Annotated in this window: 13 protein-coding genes and 1 pseudogene; 9 read left to right on the forward strand and 5 right to left on the reverse strand. The window is 74.8% G+C overall.

Annotated elements, in window-relative coordinates:
• Positions 1–245: 245 nt before the first annotated feature.
• Positions 246–1,208, reverse strand: coding sequence for an alpha/beta hydrolase (locus ACZ63H_RS20120; RefSeq protein ID WP_469866810.1), 963 nt, complete (start codon positions 1,206–1,208; stop codon positions 246–248).
• A 128-nt stretch (positions 1,209–1,336) separates the two neighbouring features.
• On the opposite strand from ACZ63H_RS20120, the gene ACZ63H_RS20125 reads away from it, so the two are divergent.
• The 6 genes from ACZ63H_RS20125 (at position 1,337) to ACZ63H_RS20150 (ending at position 7,638) form a co-directional block, all read left to right on the forward strand.
• Positions 1,337–1,990, forward strand: coding sequence for a TetR/AcrR family transcriptional regulator (locus tag ACZ63H_RS20125; protein ID WP_469866812.1), 654 nt, complete (start codon positions 1,337–1,339; stop codon positions 1,988–1,990).
• Positions 1,991–2,162: 172 nt separating this feature from the next.
• Positions 2,163–2,633, forward strand: coding sequence for an ATP-binding protein (locus tag ACZ63H_RS20130; RefSeq protein WP_469866814.1), 471 nt, complete (start codon positions 2,163–2,165; stop codon positions 2,631–2,633).
• A gap of 184 nt (positions 2,634–2,817) precedes the next feature.
• Positions 2,818–3,894, forward strand: a complete 1,077-nt coding sequence (locus tag ACZ63H_RS20135) for a DUF5995 family protein (RefSeq protein WP_469866816.1) — start codon at positions 2,818–2,820, stop codon at positions 3,892–3,894.
• A 732-nt stretch (positions 3,895–4,626) separates the two neighbouring features.
• Positions 4,627–5,058, forward strand: a complete 432-nt coding sequence (locus ACZ63H_RS20140; RefSeq protein WP_469866818.1) for a hypothetical protein — start codon at positions 4,627–4,629, stop codon at positions 5,056–5,058.
• Positions 5,059–5,197: 139 nt separating this feature from the next.
• Positions 5,198–6,340, forward strand: coding sequence for a PLP-dependent cysteine synthase family protein (locus ACZ63H_RS20145; protein WP_469866820.1), 1,143 nt, complete (start codon positions 5,198–5,200; stop codon positions 6,338–6,340).
• Positions 6,337–7,638: an MFS transporter gene (locus tag ACZ63H_RS20150; protein ID WP_469866822.1), complete on the forward strand. Its 1,302-nt coding sequence runs from the start codon at positions 6,337–6,339 to the stop codon at positions 7,636–7,638. The genes ACZ63H_RS20145 and ACZ63H_RS20150 overlap by 4 nt, the downstream gene beginning before the upstream one ends.
• Positions 7,639–7,763: 125 nt before the next feature.
• On the opposite strand, the gene ACZ63H_RS20155 is transcribed toward ACZ63H_RS20150, so the two are convergent.
• From ACZ63H_RS20155 to ACZ63H_RS20170, 4 genes and pseudogenes are all read right to left on the reverse strand, one after another.
• The gene (locus ACZ63H_RS20155) at positions 7,764–8,726 is read right to left on the reverse strand and encodes a S1 family peptidase (RefSeq protein WP_469866824.1); all 963 of its coding nucleotides are present in this window, start codon (positions 8,724–8,726) and stop codon (positions 7,764–7,766) included.
• Positions 8,727–8,954: 228 nt separating this feature from the next.
• Positions 8,955–9,362: pseudogene (locus ACZ63H_RS20160) on the reverse strand (methyltransferase type 11); the annotation flags it as partial.
• 152 nt (positions 9,363–9,514) lie between these two features.
• A complete protein-coding gene (locus ACZ63H_RS20165) occupies positions 9,515–10,621 on the reverse strand; it encodes a hypothetical protein (protein WP_469866826.1) in 1,107 nt (368 codons plus the stop codon).
• A gap of 12 nt (positions 10,622–10,633) precedes the next feature.
• On the reverse strand, positions 10,634–11,959 hold the full coding sequence (locus ACZ63H_RS20170) for a cytochrome P450 (protein ID WP_469866828.1): 1,326 nt from the start codon (positions 11,957–11,959) through the stop codon (positions 10,634–10,636).
• A gap of 233 nt (positions 11,960–12,192) precedes the next feature.
• On the opposite strand from ACZ63H_RS20170, the gene ACZ63H_RS20175 reads away from it, so the two are divergent.
• The 3 genes from ACZ63H_RS20175 (at position 12,193) to ACZ63H_RS20185 (ending at position 16,441) form a co-directional block, all read left to right on the forward strand.
• Positions 12,193–13,686, forward strand: coding sequence for a hypothetical protein (locus tag ACZ63H_RS20175; protein ID WP_469866829.1), 1,494 nt, complete (start codon positions 12,193–12,195; stop codon positions 13,684–13,686).
• A 110-nt stretch (positions 13,687–13,796) separates the two neighbouring features.
• A complete protein-coding gene (locus ACZ63H_RS20180) occupies positions 13,797–15,080 on the forward strand; it encodes an AAA family ATPase (RefSeq protein WP_469866831.1) in 1,284 nt (427 codons plus the stop codon).
• 155 nt (positions 15,081–15,235) lie between these two features.
• Entirely contained in the window at positions 15,236–16,441 is a 1,206-nt protein-coding gene (locus tag ACZ63H_RS20185; RefSeq protein WP_469866969.1) for a vWA domain-containing protein, read from the forward strand.
• Positions 16,442–16,452 lie beyond the last annotated feature (11 nt).

Genomic DNA, 16,452 nt, shown 5'->3' on the forward strand with positions numbered 1-16,452 from the left:
GGAGGCTCCCAAGGGACAAGGGCTCCCCCCGGGGGAAAACCCTCCTCTCCCTCGCCTCCCGGGGGCACCCCCGGTCCCCCCCCCCCCCCCCCCACCCGCGGGCCACGGGTTCACATTCCGTCCCGGCCGTGACAGAGGCGGCCCGGCGCCGAACGGCCGGGCCGCCTCTCGCGTCCCGGTCCGCCGGGGCGTGAGAGTCCGGCGGGTGCTCCCGAGGTCCGCCAAGCGGGTGCCCCGGTCCCGCGTCACCGCGCCAGGGCGGCGCGGAGGAACGCGAGGATCTCCGCCCGGGCGGCCTCGGCCCGGGGTTCCACGCCCGGCATGCTGAGGAACGCGTGTTGCGCTCCCGGGTATTCGGAAAGCCGCACGGGCGTCCCCGCCTCGCGCAGTCGCTCGGCGTAGCGGCGGCCGTGGTCGGCGACCGCGTCGCGGGTGGGCACCACCACGAGCGCCGGGGCGAGTCCGCTCAGGTCGTCCGCGTGCAGGGGCGACAAGGCGCCGGCGTCGGCTCCCGCCGGGACGGCGAGCCGCTGGACGAACCGCAGCAGCGGCAGGGCCGGGGTCGGACTGTGCGCGTACTCCGTGATCGAGGGGTGGTCGAACATCGTCCCGGTCACGTCGGCCACGGGGTTGACCAGCACCTGCGCCGCGAGTTCCAGGCCGGCTTCCCTGGCCCGGATGGCCGTCAGCGCGCTGATCAAGGCGCCGCAGCTCTCACCGAAGACGGCCGCGCGCGCCGGGTCGGCGCCCCACCGCGCGGCGTTCCGTACCACGTGCCGGAGCGCCTCCCATCCGTCGTCGGCGGCGTCCGCGAGGGGGCTGCCGGGGGCGAGGAGGCGGTGCTCGACCGAGACGACGAGGGCGGGCAGTTCCGCGGCCAGGTGGCTGTTGGTCCAGTCGCACTGCACCGCCGTGCCCACGAAGCCGCCTCCGTGGACATGGACCACGAGCGGCAGGCCGGCCGGAGCCGCGGTTCCGTCCTCTTCCGCCGGGGCCGGCCGGTAGACCCGGACCGGTAGGTCGCGGCCGGGCAGTGCGATCCGCTGCCAGACGATCGCGGCGCCGGTGTGCGGCTCGCCGAGGATCCTCCGCGCCGCGCCGGAGGCCCGGAAGCGGTTCTCCGCGTCGCGGTAGGCGATGAGTTCCTCGGTCGTGATCGCCGAGAAGTCGGGCTCGGGCGGTCGTATCGCGGTAGTGGTCTCGCTCATGTGTCCTTCTCCCCTCCCGGCCGGACGCCGGGTGCCGTTGTGGCCGGACAGTGCGTTGCCCTCATTATGCACGCGGTGCGTGCATAGCCAAGTGCACAGATAGGATGCGTGCGGACGAGAGGGGCGAGATGACTGGCCGCAGGCGATGGTCGACCGAGGAGATCCTGGACACGGCGGCGGAACTGCTGCGCACGAGCGACGCCGAGTCGTTCAGCGTGCGCAAACTCGCCCTGGCGCTCGGGACCGACTCCTCCAGCCTCTACCGGCACTTCCGCAACAAGACGGAACTGCTGCGCGCGGTCGCCGACCGGGTCCTGCTGGCCGCGATGGAGGGCTACCACCCCGAGGGCGACTGGAAGCAGCGGGTCACCGCCCTGGGCCTGCGCCTGCGCGAGGCCTTCGGCGAGCAACTCCAGCTCGCCGTGGTGTGGGGGCGCTACGGGTCCGGCGGCACCGGCTCCCGCATGGTCATGGAGGAGCTGCTGCAGGCCCTGCGCGCGTCCGGCCTGCCCGACGAGGAGGTCCCGGTGCGCTACCACCGCATCGTGATCCTCCTCGCCGCGCTGATCGTCTCCGAGGCCGGCATCGGCGCCATCACTGCCCAGGAGTACGAACAGGGCATGGAGCAGTTCCGCGTCGCGGTGCTCGGCGCCGACCCCGGACGCTTCCCCGCCCTGGCCCACTTCGCCCGCGACATCCGCCCTCTCGGAGCGGACCGGCGCGTCGCGTTCGAAGAGATCCTCGCCGCCCAACTCGCCCACCTGGAGACCCGGATACCGTGACGTGGCGGATCGTGCGAGCGCCGTGGGGCCGGCCCGTGCCGCTACCGCAGCCCCGCCCGACCGGAAGTGGGCGGCGTCCCCGGGCAACTTCCCGGGTCATCTGTTCGTCGTGTCTGTAGTCGGACCGTTGGGGCAGACGGTCCGGGTCGAGATGCTCAGGCGAGGCGGCCATATGGTGCAGGCGGAAGAGGGCGAGGGCCACGACTCCCTGGCCTCGGCGGGGGTGTCCGCGGCGTTCGTGGGCAGCGAGGAGATCGCCGGGGCGCGCGAGCTGGCCCGGTCCTTCCTCGAGGACGTCCAGGCCGTGCACGGGTTGCCGGTGTCGGACCGTGTGCTGGGCGTGGTCCAGCTGGTGGTCAGCGAGTTGGTGACCAACGCCCTCAGACACGCCCCGGGCCCGTGTCTGCTGACGCTGGACGTCGGCGACGGCGCCGTGGACGTGACGGTATGGGACAGCGACCCCGTGCTGCCGGTCGCCCGGGCCGCCGATCCGGGACGGGTGGGGCAGCACGGGCTGGAGATCGTCATGGCCGTCTGCCGGAGCTTCGAGGTGCATCGCGAGCCGGTGGGCAAACGGATCAAGGCGGTCGTCGTGCTGGCCGACGACCCGGGCGGGGAGCCGGCCGGCCGCCGGGTCGGCTGAGGCACCGGCCGAAGGGCTCGGCCCCGGGTCTCCTCCGTCTCGGTGCCGTTCCTTCGGTTCCGCCGCGCGGCCCTCCCCGTCGCGCACCCGGCTCCGTCACCTCGTCGGCCGTAACCTCCCGTCCTCGGGCCTCGTTTCGGCAGATGGCGTCTCTGCCACCGGGGAGCACGAGGAGGAGCGGGCCATGGGCCGTCGGCCGCGCACAGTCCGTACGTTCGTCGCCGTCGCCATGGCGGGCGTCGTCGCCCTGGGCGGCGGCACCGCCTCCGCCGCCGCGCCGGCCGCGGTCCCGACCGGGCACCTGGTGTGCCGGGGTGCGGTCATCCGTTGCGTGCAGGACGCGCGCCGCACGCTGGAGGGGATCCGGGACCGGCTGGGCTGCGACCACCGCGCGCCCTTCCCCGCCATCTACGTCCACCTCGAGCGCTCGCTGGAGGCGGCGGTCGCCGGCGGCGACGCCTTCGACGAGCCGTCATGGCTGGCGGGGAGCCTCAACACCGGCTTCGTCAACCTGTACCTGGACGCCTACGAGGCCGACCGCGCGGGACGCCCCGTCCCGGCCGCCTGGCACGCGGCGTTCGCGGCCGCGCGTACGGCCGATGCCAACGCCGGGCAGGACGTGCTCCTGGGAGCCAACGCGCACATCCAGCGCGACATGCCGTACGTCCTGGCCGCCCTCGGCCTCACCCGTCCCGGAGGAGACACGCGCAAGCCCGACTACGACCGCTTCCAGACGGTCCTGGACCGCGCCTACGGCCCCGCCGTCCGGGACGTCGCCGGCCGCTACGACCCGCTCGTCGCCCTCGCCGACGACCGCTGGAACCCCATCGCCGGCCTCACCGCCGGCCAGTTGTTCCGCACCTGGCGAGCGGGGGCGTGGGAGCACGCGCGGCAGCTCGCCGACGCCCCCGACCAGGCCGCCCGCGACCGGGTCGCCCGCGGGATCGAGACCAACGCCGCGCGATGGGCACAGCTCCTGGGCACGGTCGGGGTCCCCGGCTACCGGAAGATCCGCGACGGCCACTGCCGGACGCGTACCGGCGGCGAGCCTGCGCCGAGGGCGGTGCCCCATGCGGCGACGGGACCAGGCGCCGGCCGCGACCGCATCGAGGAGGCCGAGGACCGGCGGGGACGCCCGGGTGCGGAACTCCTCGCAGCAGCCGTGCCGGGCGGGGGCGGTGCGGGAGCCGCCGCGGACCCGGGCGCGCACACGGGAAGGCGCGCGCCCGGACACGCCGTTTCGGCACCACCCCCGCAGTGAACAAGCCATGTGCCCGCCGCGTCCACCCGGTGTTCCCCGATCGGTGGACGAGCACCGCCGACGAGTCGCTAGGATCACGGCATGGTTACGGCTCGGTCGCCCCGGCGCATGGCCCGGACCCCCTCGTGTGCGGGTCCGCTGCCGCGCGTACTGGCCTTGGCCGTGCTCCTGTTCGGCATCCTCGTGTCGCACGGAGTGCACGGGGACGGCGTCGGAGGCCACTTCTCCGTGGGCACCGCGACCGGTGTGGCACTGCCCGCGGACGGCCTTCGCGACGCGACCATGGAGCCCGTGTCGCCGTTCGCCGCGCAGCCCGGCCACCGTCAGGGCGGCCACGATCCTTCGCACCCGGGTGAACAGTGCGTACCGGGTCAGCCCCAGCAGGCCTCCGTTCCGGGACCGCCCTGCTCCGCGGCGCCGATGCGTGAATCCGCTGATGCCGACGCCGCCTCGGCGCCCCGGGCCCCGGCGGCGGACGGGGCCATAGACGGGGCGTACTCCCTGGCCCTCAGGTCAGCCTCCGTGGTGCGACAGGTCTAGGAGTACGGAGTCCTCCGGCCGGACCACCGGTTGTCACCGGTGCGTCCGGTCCGCGCGACGAGCGTCGTATCCCGTGCCCGGCCGGGGCGTTCGTCCGCGCACCTCGTCCTGCCCCTGCCTGCCCCTCACCCATGCCCGCGCCCCGCTCCGCCCCTTTCGCCCGGAGACGCGGCAGCAGCACGCGGAGGACCCGTGCCGACCCCTTCCCGCCCACCCGCACACGCCCCACGGGCTCCCGGCAGCTCGGCCCGGTGGCGCCGGCTCGTCTCGGCGGCCCGCGGCGTCCTCGCGGTGGCGGTCATGCTGTGCGCCGTCGTCCACCACGTGCCGCGGGAAGCGCCCGGGACGGTCCCGGCATCCGCCACCGTCCCCGCGTCGGCCATGGGCGAGGACCCTCATGGGCCGGGCGTCCCGCACCAGGCGGAGGACTGCGCGGCGGCCGTGATCGCCCGTGCGGCGGAGCAGCCGGCGCAGGGCCCTTGCCCCGTCGCCATGGCCCTGGCCGTACTCGTCACCGTGTCCCTGCCGGTGGCAGGACCCCTCCTGCCGCACGGGTTCCGAAGACGGCGCGACGCGCGCACCGGCCGCGCGGCGCTCGCCCGTACGGCCCGGTGGCGGATCTAGACCACTCGCTCGCAGCCGGCCCATCCCTCCGGCTGCCGCGCACCCACGGCCTCGGCCGCGGGCCCACGGCCCGCCTGTCGCCCCGGGGCGCGAACGGAACCGCATCGTGCATCCATCGAGCGAGAGTGACACCACACACATGCAGGCACTGACCAAGGCCACGGTCACCCCGGGCCGCTCCGCACTGTCCGGCCTGGTGGGCAACACCCCGCTGCTGCGGGTCTCCGAGCCACTGGCCCCGGCGGGGCGCGGCTTCTGGGCGAAACTCGAAGGGTTCAACCCCGGCGGCATCAAGGACCGTCCGGGCCTGCACATGGTCGAGCGGGCCCGCTCCCGCGGCGACCTGCGGCCCGGCGGACGGATCATCGAGTCCACCAGCGGGACCCTGGGCCTGGGACTGGCGCTGGCCGGCATGGCGTACGGCCACCCGGTCACCCTGGTCACCGACCCGGGGCTGGAACCGTCCATGACCCGGCTGCTGACCGCCTACGGTGCCCGGGTCGACGTCGTCCGCGAGCCCCATCCCACGGGCGGCTGGCAGCAGGCCCGCCGTGAACGCGTGGAGCGACTGCTGGAGCGGGACCCCGGCTCCTGGTGCTCGGACCAGTACAACAACCCGGACAACGTCGCCGCCTACACCCCGCTGGCCCACGAACTCGCCACCGGGCTGGGCCACATCGACGTGCTGGTGTGCAGCGTCGGCACCGGCGGCCACTCGGCGGGCACCTCCCGCGTCCTGCGGCAGCTCTACCCGGAGCTGACCGTGGTCGGCGTGGACACGACCGGCTCGACGATCTTCGGGCAGCCCGCCCGCCCCCGTCTGATGCGCGGACTCGGATCCAGCATCTACCCCCGCAACGTCGCCTACGAACAGTTCTCCGAAGTGCACTGGGTCGCCCCGCACGAGGCCGTGTGGACCTGCCGCCGACTGGCCGCCTCGCACTACGCCACCGGCGGGTGGAGCGTCGGCGCGGTCGCGCTGGTGGCCGGCTGGCTGGCGCGGACGACGCCGGCGGACACCAGGATCGCCGCGGTCTTCCCCGACGGACCGCAGCGGTATCTCGGGACGGTCTACGACGACGACTACTGCGCCGCCCACGGCCTGCTGGACTGCCCGCCGGCCCCCGAGCCGGAGCTGATCGGCCGGCCGGACGAGAAGGAGGTCACCCACTGGACCCGGTGCACCACCGTGGTCGACCCGCTCGCCCCGCACGGCGCGGGGAGCGGGGCCGGCGGGGACGCTCCGGGCGTCGTGCCCGGCCCGTCGGAGGAGGACCGGTGAAGGGGCTGCTCGTCCAGGTCCGGTCGTACGAACGCAGCGTCCGGCTGTTGATGGTCAACCAGTTCACCATCAACCTCGGCTTCTACATGCTGATGCCCTACCTGGCCGCCCACCTGTCCGGAACGCTCGGACTGGCCGGCTGGATCGTCGGACTCGTCCTCGGCGTGCGCAATTTCAGTCAACAGGGCATGTTCCTGGTCGGCGGCACGCTCGCCGACCGGCTCGGCTACAAGCCGATGATCATCGCCGGGTGTGTGCTGCGCACCCTCGGCTTCGCGACGCTCGGGCTGGTCGACTCGCTGCCCGCGCTGCTCGCCGCCTCCGCGGCCACCGGACTGGCCGGAGCGCTGTTCAATCCCGCCGTACGGGCCTACCTGGCGGCTGACGCGGGGGAGCGCAGGGTGGAGGCGTTCGCCCTCTTCAACGTCTTCTACCAGGCCGGGGTCCTGCTCGGCCCGCTGGTGGGCATGGTCCTCACCGGGGTGGACTTCCGTGTCACCTGCCTGGTGGCGGCGGGGATCTTCGCCCTGCTGAGCGCCGTACAGATCCGGGCCCTGCCCGCCCGGCGGGCCGACGGCGCCGGGCACCGGCGCGGCCACGGCGGTCCGGGCGTCCTCGCCCAGTGGCGGGGCATCCTCGCCAACCGTCCGTTCCTGCTCTTCTCCGTCGCCATGATCGGCTCCTACATCCTGTCCTTCCAGGTCTACCTCGCGCTGCCACTGGAGGTGCGACGGCTGGGCGGCGACGGGGGCTTCGGCACCGCGGCGGTGGCGGTCCTCTTCGCCGTCTCGGGGCTCGGCACGATCCTCGGCCAGACGCGGGTGACGGCGTGGTGCAAGGCGCGGTACGAGCCCGGGCAGGCGCTCGTGCGCGGGCTGGCGGTCATGGGCCTGGCGTTCGTCCCCCTGCTGCCGGCCACCGCCGTGACCGTGCCGGAGTCCGGGATCGGGCTGTGGCTGCTCTCGGCGGTCCCGCCGACACTCGCCGCGCTGCTGCTGGCCGTCGGCACGATGATCGCCTACCCCTTCGAGATGGACACCATCGTCCGCCTCTGCGGTGACCGCCTCGTCGCCACGCACTACGGGCTGTACAACACGATCTGCGGTATCGGCATCACCGTCGGGAACCTGGGCACGGGCGCCGCCCTGGACGCCGCCCGCGCCGCCGGGATGCCCGCGCTGCCGTGGATCACCCTGCTAGCGCTCGGCCTGGCGTGCGCCGCCGCCCTCCACGGCCTGCACCGCACCGGCCGACTGGCGGCACGGCCCGGGTCCGAACCGCTGCCCGCGACCGCCTGACCCACCGGTCCACCCGCCCGGGGGCGGGGCACGCCGAGGTGCCCCGCCCCCGGGCGGCCCCGCCGTCGTCCGGCCGTCCCGATGCCTGCCGGCCAGGGGCCGGCCCGGGACCGGGGCGGTTCGGCTCAGGTGGTGCGGCGGCTGCGGCGCCGTACCGCGAGGGCCGTGCCGCCACCGGCGGCGATCAGCCCGCCGGCCACGCCGGCGATCGCCGCGGTGCCGTCGTGCGTGCCGGTCTCGGCGAGGCCGGAGCCCTTGGCGGCGCTCGACGGCGCGCTGTTGGCCTTCATGGTCTTGCCGATCCAGCCGGCGTAGGCGGGCGCGCTGGTGTAGAGGCCGGGGCCCTTCGAGCACGGCACGTTCGGGGCGCCGGGCCCCGAGGTGACGCCGATCAGCTCCCAGCGGCCGTTCAGGCCCTGTCGCACCTGCGGTCCGCCGGAGTCGCCGAAGCACGCCATGGCGTCGGGCACGGTGCTGATCGTGCACAGCCGGGTCCGGTCCGCGTAACCGGGTGCGCACTCCGACACGGCACCCCTGCGGGTGTCCAGCTCCTGCAACCGGTCCGGGAACTCGAACCCGGTGTCGGCGGTGGTGCCGAAGCCCAGGAGCCGGGTCCGCGCACCGGGCGGCCCCGCCTGCTCGGCGATCTCGATGGGCCGCTGGGCGACCGGCCGGTCCAGGCGTATGAGCGCGATGTCGTTCTTGTTCGCGGCCTTGTCGTCGCCGTTCACATAACCGGGGTGCACGAAGGTGCGGTCGATCTTCCGCACGGTGCCGCCGGACTTGCGGTGGGCGCTGCCGATCCGCACGATGCCGTCCAGCCGGAGGCCCTCGACCCGCACGCAGTGGGCCGCCGTCAGCACCCACTGCCGGTCGATCAGCGACGCACCGCAGTTCCCGTCGCGCAGGCCCTGGTCCGGGGCCGACGCCGGGATCACCGCCATGAACGGATAACTGCCGGTGGCGTCCGACCCGTTGACGATGGCTCCGGCGCTGCCGGTCATGACGGTGGCACAGGCCGCGACGGCGAGGGCGCCGATTGCGGCGGTGCGGGCGATGCGGCGGCGCGGCGGCTTGAAGCTGAACACAGAGGGTTCCCTTTTGCTCGGTGGATCCGTACTGCGTTCAGCCTTCTCGTCCGTGACCTGCCGGACCATCCGGGCAGCAGGCCGGTCGGAGGTGTGGCCAGCCCCCGCACGCGCACCCGAGGGCGTCGTCGCACGGTGCCGCGGCTCCCGGTGCCGGTGCCGCGGTGACGGCAGGGCGCCGGACACGCGCATCGCCCGGCGGTCAGCCGGCGCACGTGCCGCTGGTGGTCACCGAGGCAGGCAGGCGGTGGCCGGCACGGAGACGGTGACCCGATCGGGCAGAAAGCCGTCACCGGTCGGGCCCGCGGCGCCCATGTGGCGTGCGCTCGGCGTCATCGCGACCAGGTCCACGGCCGCCGGCCCGGTCAACGTCACCGGGTACTCCACCGGTCCGGTGACGGCGGCTTCGAAGAAGGGGGCGAGCGCCCGGCGCAGGCGCTGCTCCTCGGCGGGGTCGACCGCGACCATCGCGGGCAACCGGCCGCGCAGCTCGGTCGGGTGCCGCCCGGTGGGACGGACCACGATCAGCCGGCCGGTCGGGCGCAGCACGCGGCGGAACTCGGCCGGATTGCGCGGCGCGAACACGTCCAGCACGACATCGGCCACCCCGTCGGCCAGCGGGAAGAGACGGCACACCGAGGAGGGCGATGTCGTCCCGCGTCGCCCTCAACGCCTTCCGGTCACAGGAAGCAGCAGTGCGGGGTGCTCGTGAATGCCACGTCGGCAGTCTACGGATACCGGCCGAGTGGGCTGTTCCCCACCCAGGTTCCCGGATCCGCCGCGGCCCTCTACCGGGCCGTGAGGATGTCGTCCACGACCGTGGACAGGGTGTCGTTCATGGGCAGGCGGGTCATGCGACGGCGCTCGATGTACCGGTCCACGAGTCTGGCGTAGGAGAGGGAGACGCGGGAGTAGCGGTCGTAGACCGTGGTGGCGAAGTCGGTGATGTCCTGGAAGCGGGAGGTCAGGCGCAGGAAGGCGCCGTGGATTGCGGTGCGGCGCCGTACGGCGTCCTGCTCGGGCCGGCCGGGGCGGACGCCGAAGTTGGTGGGTTCCTTGACGCCGACGCCGTACTGGTCCTTGGAGATGTCCATGCCCAGGGTCTGGGCCACGGCGGCCGAGAGGAAGGCCGCCCGGTCGCGGTCGTCATAGGGGAGGCGGAAGTAGTAGGCGATGAGGTGCAGGACGGGCAGGGTCTCCGCCGCGTAGGTCCGCACCACGCTCGCGCGCAGGATGTCCGGCTCCCCGACGTACGCCCGGATGGCGCTGAGGTGGCCCGGCGGCGCCATGCCCGGCCCGGCGGTGGACCACTTCTCGTGGAACTGGACGCGCGCGCTGAACAGCGTCTCCTCATAGGCGTGGGCGAGCCACCGGGCGTCCCGGTCACCGCCCAGCCCTTTCACCCGGTCCAGCACCTCTGCCAGGCTCTCGTCCCCGATCCGGTGCACCCCGTCGGCCACGTCCCGCGGCGGAACGACGATGTCGTCCAGGGCGGCCGTCAACGCCACCGCCTTGGCGATCGCGTGCCACAGCGGGTCCGCGCGGTACCCGGCCAGCCACAGGGCGAGCCACTGCACGGCGTCCCGGACGATGTACCGGTGCACGTCCTCCAGTGAGGTGTCGCCCTTGCGCGTGCAGATCAGCTCCGGCGGCCGGGCCGTGGCCAGCCACGCGGCGAAAGCCCGTCCCTCCGCACTGCCCCGGTAGGCCTCGTCGGTGGCTTCGAGCAGCGCGAGCCGGTCCCGGCGGCACTCGTCCTCGATCCGCAGCAGTTCCGCCCCGTCGAGCGGTTCCGGCTCGGTGTCCGGGAGGAACCGGGTCAGCCCCCGTACCTCGGGGTCCCACGCCCGGGCGGTGCCGAACAGGCCGATCTCGCGCAGGTGGAAGTCCAGCATCGGCTCTCCCGGTCAGCCCGCTGCCCGCGCGGTGACGGACATCGGCAGGGCGTCGGGGTGGATCTGCGCGTCCGCCACCGCCCGGACCCTGTGCCCCGGGGCGGGGCGCAGGTGCCAGCGCACGGTGACGGCGGAGAGCACGGCGAGCATCTCGGCCAACGCGAAACCGTCCCCGATGCAGCGCCTGTTGCCGGCGCCGAAGGGCAGGTAGACGGCGCGGGGCAGGCTCTTCTCCGGCCTGGCCAGCCACCGGTCGGGGTCGAAACGCAGCGGGTGGGGGAAGCAGGCGGGATCACGGTGCAGCGTCGCGGCGCTGTAGACCACTTCGGCCCCGCGCGGGATCTCGTACCGCCCGACGCGCACGGTCTCCAGGGCACGCCGCCCCATGAACCACAGCGGCTGGTACAGGCGCAGCACTTCCTGGACGAACCGCGTGGTGTACGGCAGGGCGGCGGGGGTGACGACGCCAGGTCCGGCCGCCCGTGCCTCGTCGCTCATCCGGTCCGCCATCCGCGGATCGCGGGCGAGCGCGTGCAGGGCCCACGACAGGGTGGTGGCCGTGGTCTCGACACCGGCGACGAGGAGGGTGAGCACCTCGTCGCAGGCCTCCCCGTCCGACATGCCGTTCTCGTGCGCGAGCATGAGCGCGAGGACACCATGGCCCTCGGGGCTGTCACGGGCGTGCCGTACGGCCTCCTCCGCGAGCCGGCGCAGGGCCGCCGCCGAGGCCAGGAACGCACGCCGCCCCGGAGTCGGTACGACGGCCAGTGACGGCGGCAGGATGGTGGCCCGGAGCACACCGCGCACGAGGATCTCGAGGTCACGGCTGACACGCGCGCCGAGATCCTCGATCGCCCGCCTGGTCGTCGACCCCTCGGCGAAGGGGAAGAGCGCCGGTACGAGCATCGCGACGGCCAGTTCGCGCATCTCCCGCCCCATCGCGACGACCCTGCCCTGCGGCCAGCCACCCACCCGCGCTCCGGCGACCTCGGCGAACGTCTTCGAGTACCGCGCGATCCGCTCCCGGTGGAACGCCGGCTGCACGGCGCGCCGCTGCCGGAGGTGGAACGGCCCGTCGGACGACGCCAACCCGTTGCCGATGTAGGGGCGGACCTGGTCGAACAGCATGCCCTTACTGAATTTCCCACTCTGGGTCACCAGCACGTCGTGGATGGCCTCGGGGGCGTTCAGCACGTAGAACGGACGCCGCCCCAACCGCATCTCCACGACGTCACCGCACCCCCGCAGCGCCTGCAGGAAAGCCACCCGTCCCCGCGCCAGCCCGGGCAGGTGCCCCACCAGCGGCAGCCCGCCGGGGGCCAGAGGAACCGCGTCCACCCCTGCCCCCTCCAACCCGAGCCCTCCCCGTCCGAGGAACGTACGAGCACCCTAGCGGCGACGCGTGCTCCGGAGAACAGACGATTCGGCCGATCACCGGCGCCATGACCCCGGTGACCGCCGGGCGTCGCCGGCGGGGAGAGACAGATCGTCGCCGGGGTGGTTACGATGTCCGCGATGATGAACTTCTCCTCGTACGGATTGGGGGAATCGTCCGCGCAAGGTGATGGCTGATGGCACATCACTTCGCGAACGAGTTTCCGCCCCGCCTGTTGATGTGGCAGCGCGTACGCCAGTACGCCGTGCCACCGTCCATGATCGAGACCGCGACCGCGCGACGTGCGGTCGGCGACTGGGCGGGAGCCTGCGCCGCCGCCCGGGTCGACGTCGATCTCGATCTGCGCGCCGTGCGCGACCGCCACGGCACCGATTTCGCCCACCGCCTCCGCGCGGATCTGCGGCGGCTGTCGCCGGATCTGCTCCGCTGGCACATGCCCCGGATCGCGCCCGACGGGCTGCTCAGACCCGGTCTCACCCTCTCGCTCGCCCGCTACCACGCTCCCGGCGCCCTGCCGCTCGAACTGGTGGTGCGGACACCGCCGGCCTGGGCGGACGCCGGACAGCGGATGTCCCTGGCCCTGTGGGAGGGGTCGGCCCACGGCGCACCGCGGCACCACCCGCACCCGCATCCCGACCGGCGGTTCCGGCTCGACCTGCACCGGCACCTCTGGGACGCCGGGCGCAGCGGTGAACTGGCGTGGCGGTGCGGGGCGTTCGGAACGCCGCCCGCGGCACCGCCGGACCTGCCCGGCCTGCCCGGCGGACACGTGCGGTCCGTTCCGCCGGAGCCGCCCGCCGTGTCCGGCGCCCCCTGGGCGGTGGGACGTTGGGCCGCCGAGGCCGAACTGCTGCTGCGGGCCGAGAGACGTCCGCGCGGGGCGTTCACCGTGCGGCTCGGCGCCCGCGGCCGCGCCGTCCTCGAACTCGCCGCCCCCGACGACAGCCACGCCCCGGTGTTCCGGCCGCTGCGGGAGACGTTGCCACCGCACGAGGCCGCGGCCCTTCCGGTACTGCCGGAAGCGGCGGCCCGGGTCCTGCCGGACCTCGAACTGCTGCGGGCCGGGCTGATCGCCGCCGAGCGACTGCACCCGCTCGTCGCCGCCGCGCTGCCGGTGCCCGCTCCCACGGCGGCCGCCGCCCCGGCCACCGAGCTCGGTGACCCCCACCGGGTGGACTGCCGGGGCGAGGTCCACCGGATCGCGCCGCGCGACGGGGTGCTCACGGCGGTCGATCACGACCCGGTCGAACTGCGCCGGGAGGAACTGCTGGTGGCGCTCGGCGGGCCGGCGCTGCCCTGTCTGCGGGCGATCGACGCGGCGCACCGCACCCCGGAGGCACTGCCCGCGGTCCGGGAGCGGCTCCGCCACGGTGACGTCACCGGGGCGCTGGCCGTGGTCGAGGGTCTGCTCGGTCCGGCCGCCGTGCTGCGTGACGGGCCGCTCCGGGCGGAGCTGGAGTCGGCCGCGGAGCGCCGCGTCGACCACGGGCTCTTCCGCTCGGGCCTGGTCGCCGTGCACCCCGCCGCCGGTGCGGCGGACGGCGGGACCGCTCCGGGCGGGGAGCACGCGGAGGCGGACCGCCGTCCCCGGCTCGGCCGCCGTGCGCCTCTCGAGATGCGCCGCAAGCGCGCCGGCCGGGGCCGTCCCCGTACCGGCCTGACCCGCTGACCACCGACACGAGTCCCATGTCCGTGCCGCGCCTTCGGCGCCGTACGCACCGTGACCTCCGGAGCGGGCCGACCCCGTTCCCGCTCCCTTCTCCCACCCAGGTGATGCCCATGACCCTCAGCACCCTCCCGTCCGCGCCCGCTCCCACGGCCGCCGACGCGTCCGGAACCGGTGCCCAGCTGGCCCTCGCCGACGACCTCCTCACCCTCCTGCGGACCACCACCACCGAGCCGCGCCCCGACGAACAACTCGACGCTCTCACCCTGGCCGTCGCGGCCGACCTGCCCGTGCTCCTCTGGGGCGAGCCGGGCATCGGCAAGACCGCCGCCCTGACCCAGCTCGCCGCCTCCCTCGACCTGCCCCTGACGACCGTGATCGCCAGCGTCCACGAGCCGTCCGACTTCTCCGGGCTGCCCGTCGTGGGCGACGACCCGGCGGTGCGGGGAGTGCCGATGGCGCCGCCGCAGTGGGCGGTGGAACTGGTGCGGGCCGGGCGGGGGCTGCTCTTCCTGGACGAGTTGTCCACCGCCACGCCGGCCGTCCAGGCGGCCCTGCTCCGGGTGGTCCTGGAGCGGAGGGTCGGGACACTGCGACTGCCGCCCGGCGTACGGATCGTGGCTGCCGCCAACCCGCGGGCGTCGGCGGCGGACGGATGGGAACTGAGCCCGCCGCTGGCCAACCGGTTCGTGCATCTGCACTGGGTGCACGACCGGGACGTGGTGGTGCGCGGGCTGGGCGGAGTCTGGCCCCGGGCTCGGCTGCCCCGGCTGGTGCCCGAGGGGCTGCCGGAGGCGGTGGCCTTCGCCCGGCGCGCGGTCTGCGGCTTCCTGGAGGTCCGGCCGACACTGATCCACCGGCTGCCGAGCACCGAGACGCGGCGCGGCGGCGCCTGGCCCTCGCCCCGCAGCTGGGAGGCGGCGCTGACCCTGCTGGCCTTCGGCACGGCGGCCTCCGCATCCCGCGAGGTGCTGGCGCTGCTGGTGCGGGGCGCGGTGGGAGACGGCCCGGGGCTGGAACTCCTCGCCCACCTGGACCGCATGGACCTGCCGGATCCGGAGACGCTGCTCGCCGACCCGGCCTCCGCCGAACTCCCCGAGCGGGGCGATCTGCGCCAGGCGGCGCTGGAGGCGGTGGTCGCCGCCGTCGGCGCACGCCCGGAACGGGAGCGGTGGGAGGCGGCCTGGGCGGTGCTCGTCCGGGCCCTGGAGACCGGCACTCCCGACCTGCTGGTCGCTCCGGCCAGGACGCTGGCCGCGCTGCGGCGCGACGACTGGGAGGTGCCGGAGGCGGTGGAGCGGCTGGCCGCGGTCGTCGGGCTCGCCCGGCGCGCGGACCGGTCGGTGGGAAGGGCCAGGGCGGCCGAGGCCGGGCACGCGACGCGGGAGCGCCGATGACGGGGGCCGAGCGGGGCTCCGCGTCCGCGGCCCCGCTGCCGCGCCCCATGTCCCCGCCCCCGGCGCCGCGCCCGGTGCGGGCCACCCTGCCGGAGCCGCCGGCCGCGGGAGCCCGGCCGGGCGTCTCCGAAGGCCCGTCCGGGCTCCCGCTGGACATGGGGAAGTTGCTGACCGCGAGGCTGCACGCGGTCAGGGTCCGTCCCTATCTCGCCGACGCGCTCTTCGCGCTGCACATCGTGGCGGACCGGTCGGTCCCCACGATGGCGGTGGACGCCCACTGGCGCTGCTACGTCTCGCCCGGCTTCGTGGCGCGCACCCCGGTGGAGGAACTGGCGGGCGTCTGGGTGCACGAGGTCTCCCATCTGCTCCGCGACCACCACGGGCGGGGCGAGCGGTACGCGCGGGAGCACGAGGAGTACGGGCCGGGCGAGCGGCTGCGGCGGAACATCGCCGCGGACTTCGAGATCAACGACGACATCTACGGCGACGGCCTGCCGCTGCCCGCGGGAGCGGTCCTGCCGTCCCTGCTGCGGCTGCCCGACGGACTGCTGATGGAGGAGTACCTGCGGACGGCGTCGATGTCCTCCCTCGCCGCGGACCTGGCCTGGCTGGACTGCGGCAGCGGTGCCGACGGCGAGGAGCGGCCGTGGGAGGCGGGGCCCGACGGGGCCCACGGGCTGACCGGGCAGCAGCGCGACGCGGTCCGCTTCCGGGTGGCGGAGGGGATCAAGGGCAAGCCGGGCGACGCACCGGAGGGCTGGCGCCGGTGGGCCGACGAGGCGTTCCATCCGCCGCAGCCGTGGCGGCAGTTGCTCGGCGCGGCGGTGCGCTCGGCGGCGAGCGCACCGAGGGCGGGGGAGGACCACAGCTACCGGCGTCCGTCCCGGCGCTCGGCGTCCGTCCCCGGGGTGGTGCTGCCGAGCCTGCGCCGTACGCCGCCCCGGGTGTGCGTCGTGATCGACACCTCCGGGTCGGTGAGCGACGCCGAGCTGGGCAGCGCGCTGCTGGAGGTGGCGGCGATCTCCCGGGCGGTGGGCGGGCGGCGCGACCTGGTCTCCGTGATCTCCTGCGACGCGGCGGCCGGGATCGCCGTACCGCTCTGCCGCGCCGAGAACATCGAACTGGTCGGCGGCGGGGGCACCGACCTGCGCTCCGGCTTCACCCGGGCGCTCCGCTCCCGGCCGCGCCCCGACGTGATCGTCGCCCTGACGGACGGCCAGACGGCATGGCCCTCCGCGCAGCCGCCCTGCCGCACCGTCGTCGGTCTCTTCCCCCGCCCCGCCGGTGCCGTGGACGAGGAGGACCCGGACTACGTCCCGGAGACTCCACCGCCCTGGGCCCGGGTCGTGGTCATCGGCTGAGGCAGGACCGG

Source organism: Streptomyces sp. NPDC104831, from assembly GCF_055583025.1.

Bases quoted from the DNA above. Each gene is read 5' to 3' on its own strand.
- ACZ63H_RS20120 (WP_469866810.1), bottom strand. From the start codon at position 1,208: ATGAGCGAGACCACTACCGCGATACGACCGCCCGAGCCCGACTTCTCG.
- ACZ63H_RS20125 (WP_469866812.1), top strand. From the start codon at position 1,337: ATGACTGGCCGCAGGCGATGGTCGACCGAGGAGATCCTGGACACGGCG.
- ACZ63H_RS20130 (WP_469866814.1), top strand. From the start codon at position 2,163: ATGGTGCAGGCGGAAGAGGGCGAGGGCCACGACTCCCTGGCCTCGGCG.
- ACZ63H_RS20135 (WP_469866816.1), top strand. From the start codon at position 2,818: ATGGGCCGTCGGCCGCGCACAGTCCGTACGTTCGTCGCCGTCGCCATG.
- ACZ63H_RS20145 (WP_469866820.1), top strand. From the start codon at position 5,198: ATGCAGGCACTGACCAAGGCCACGGTCACCCCGGGCCGCTCCGCACTG.
- ACZ63H_RS20165 (WP_469866826.1), bottom strand. From the start codon at position 10,621: ATGCTGGACTTCCACCTGCGCGAGATCGGCCTGTTCGGCACCGCCCGG.
- ACZ63H_RS20175 (WP_469866829.1), top strand. From the start codon at position 12,193: ATGGCACATCACTTCGCGAACGAGTTTCCGCCCCGCCTGTTGATGTGG.
- ACZ63H_RS20180 (WP_469866831.1), top strand. From the start codon at position 13,797: ATGACCCTCAGCACCCTCCCGTCCGCGCCCGCTCCCACGGCCGCCGAC.
- ACZ63H_RS20185 (WP_469866969.1), top strand. From the start codon at position 15,236: ATGGGGAAGTTGCTGACCGCGAGGCTGCACGCGGTCAGGGTCCGTCCC.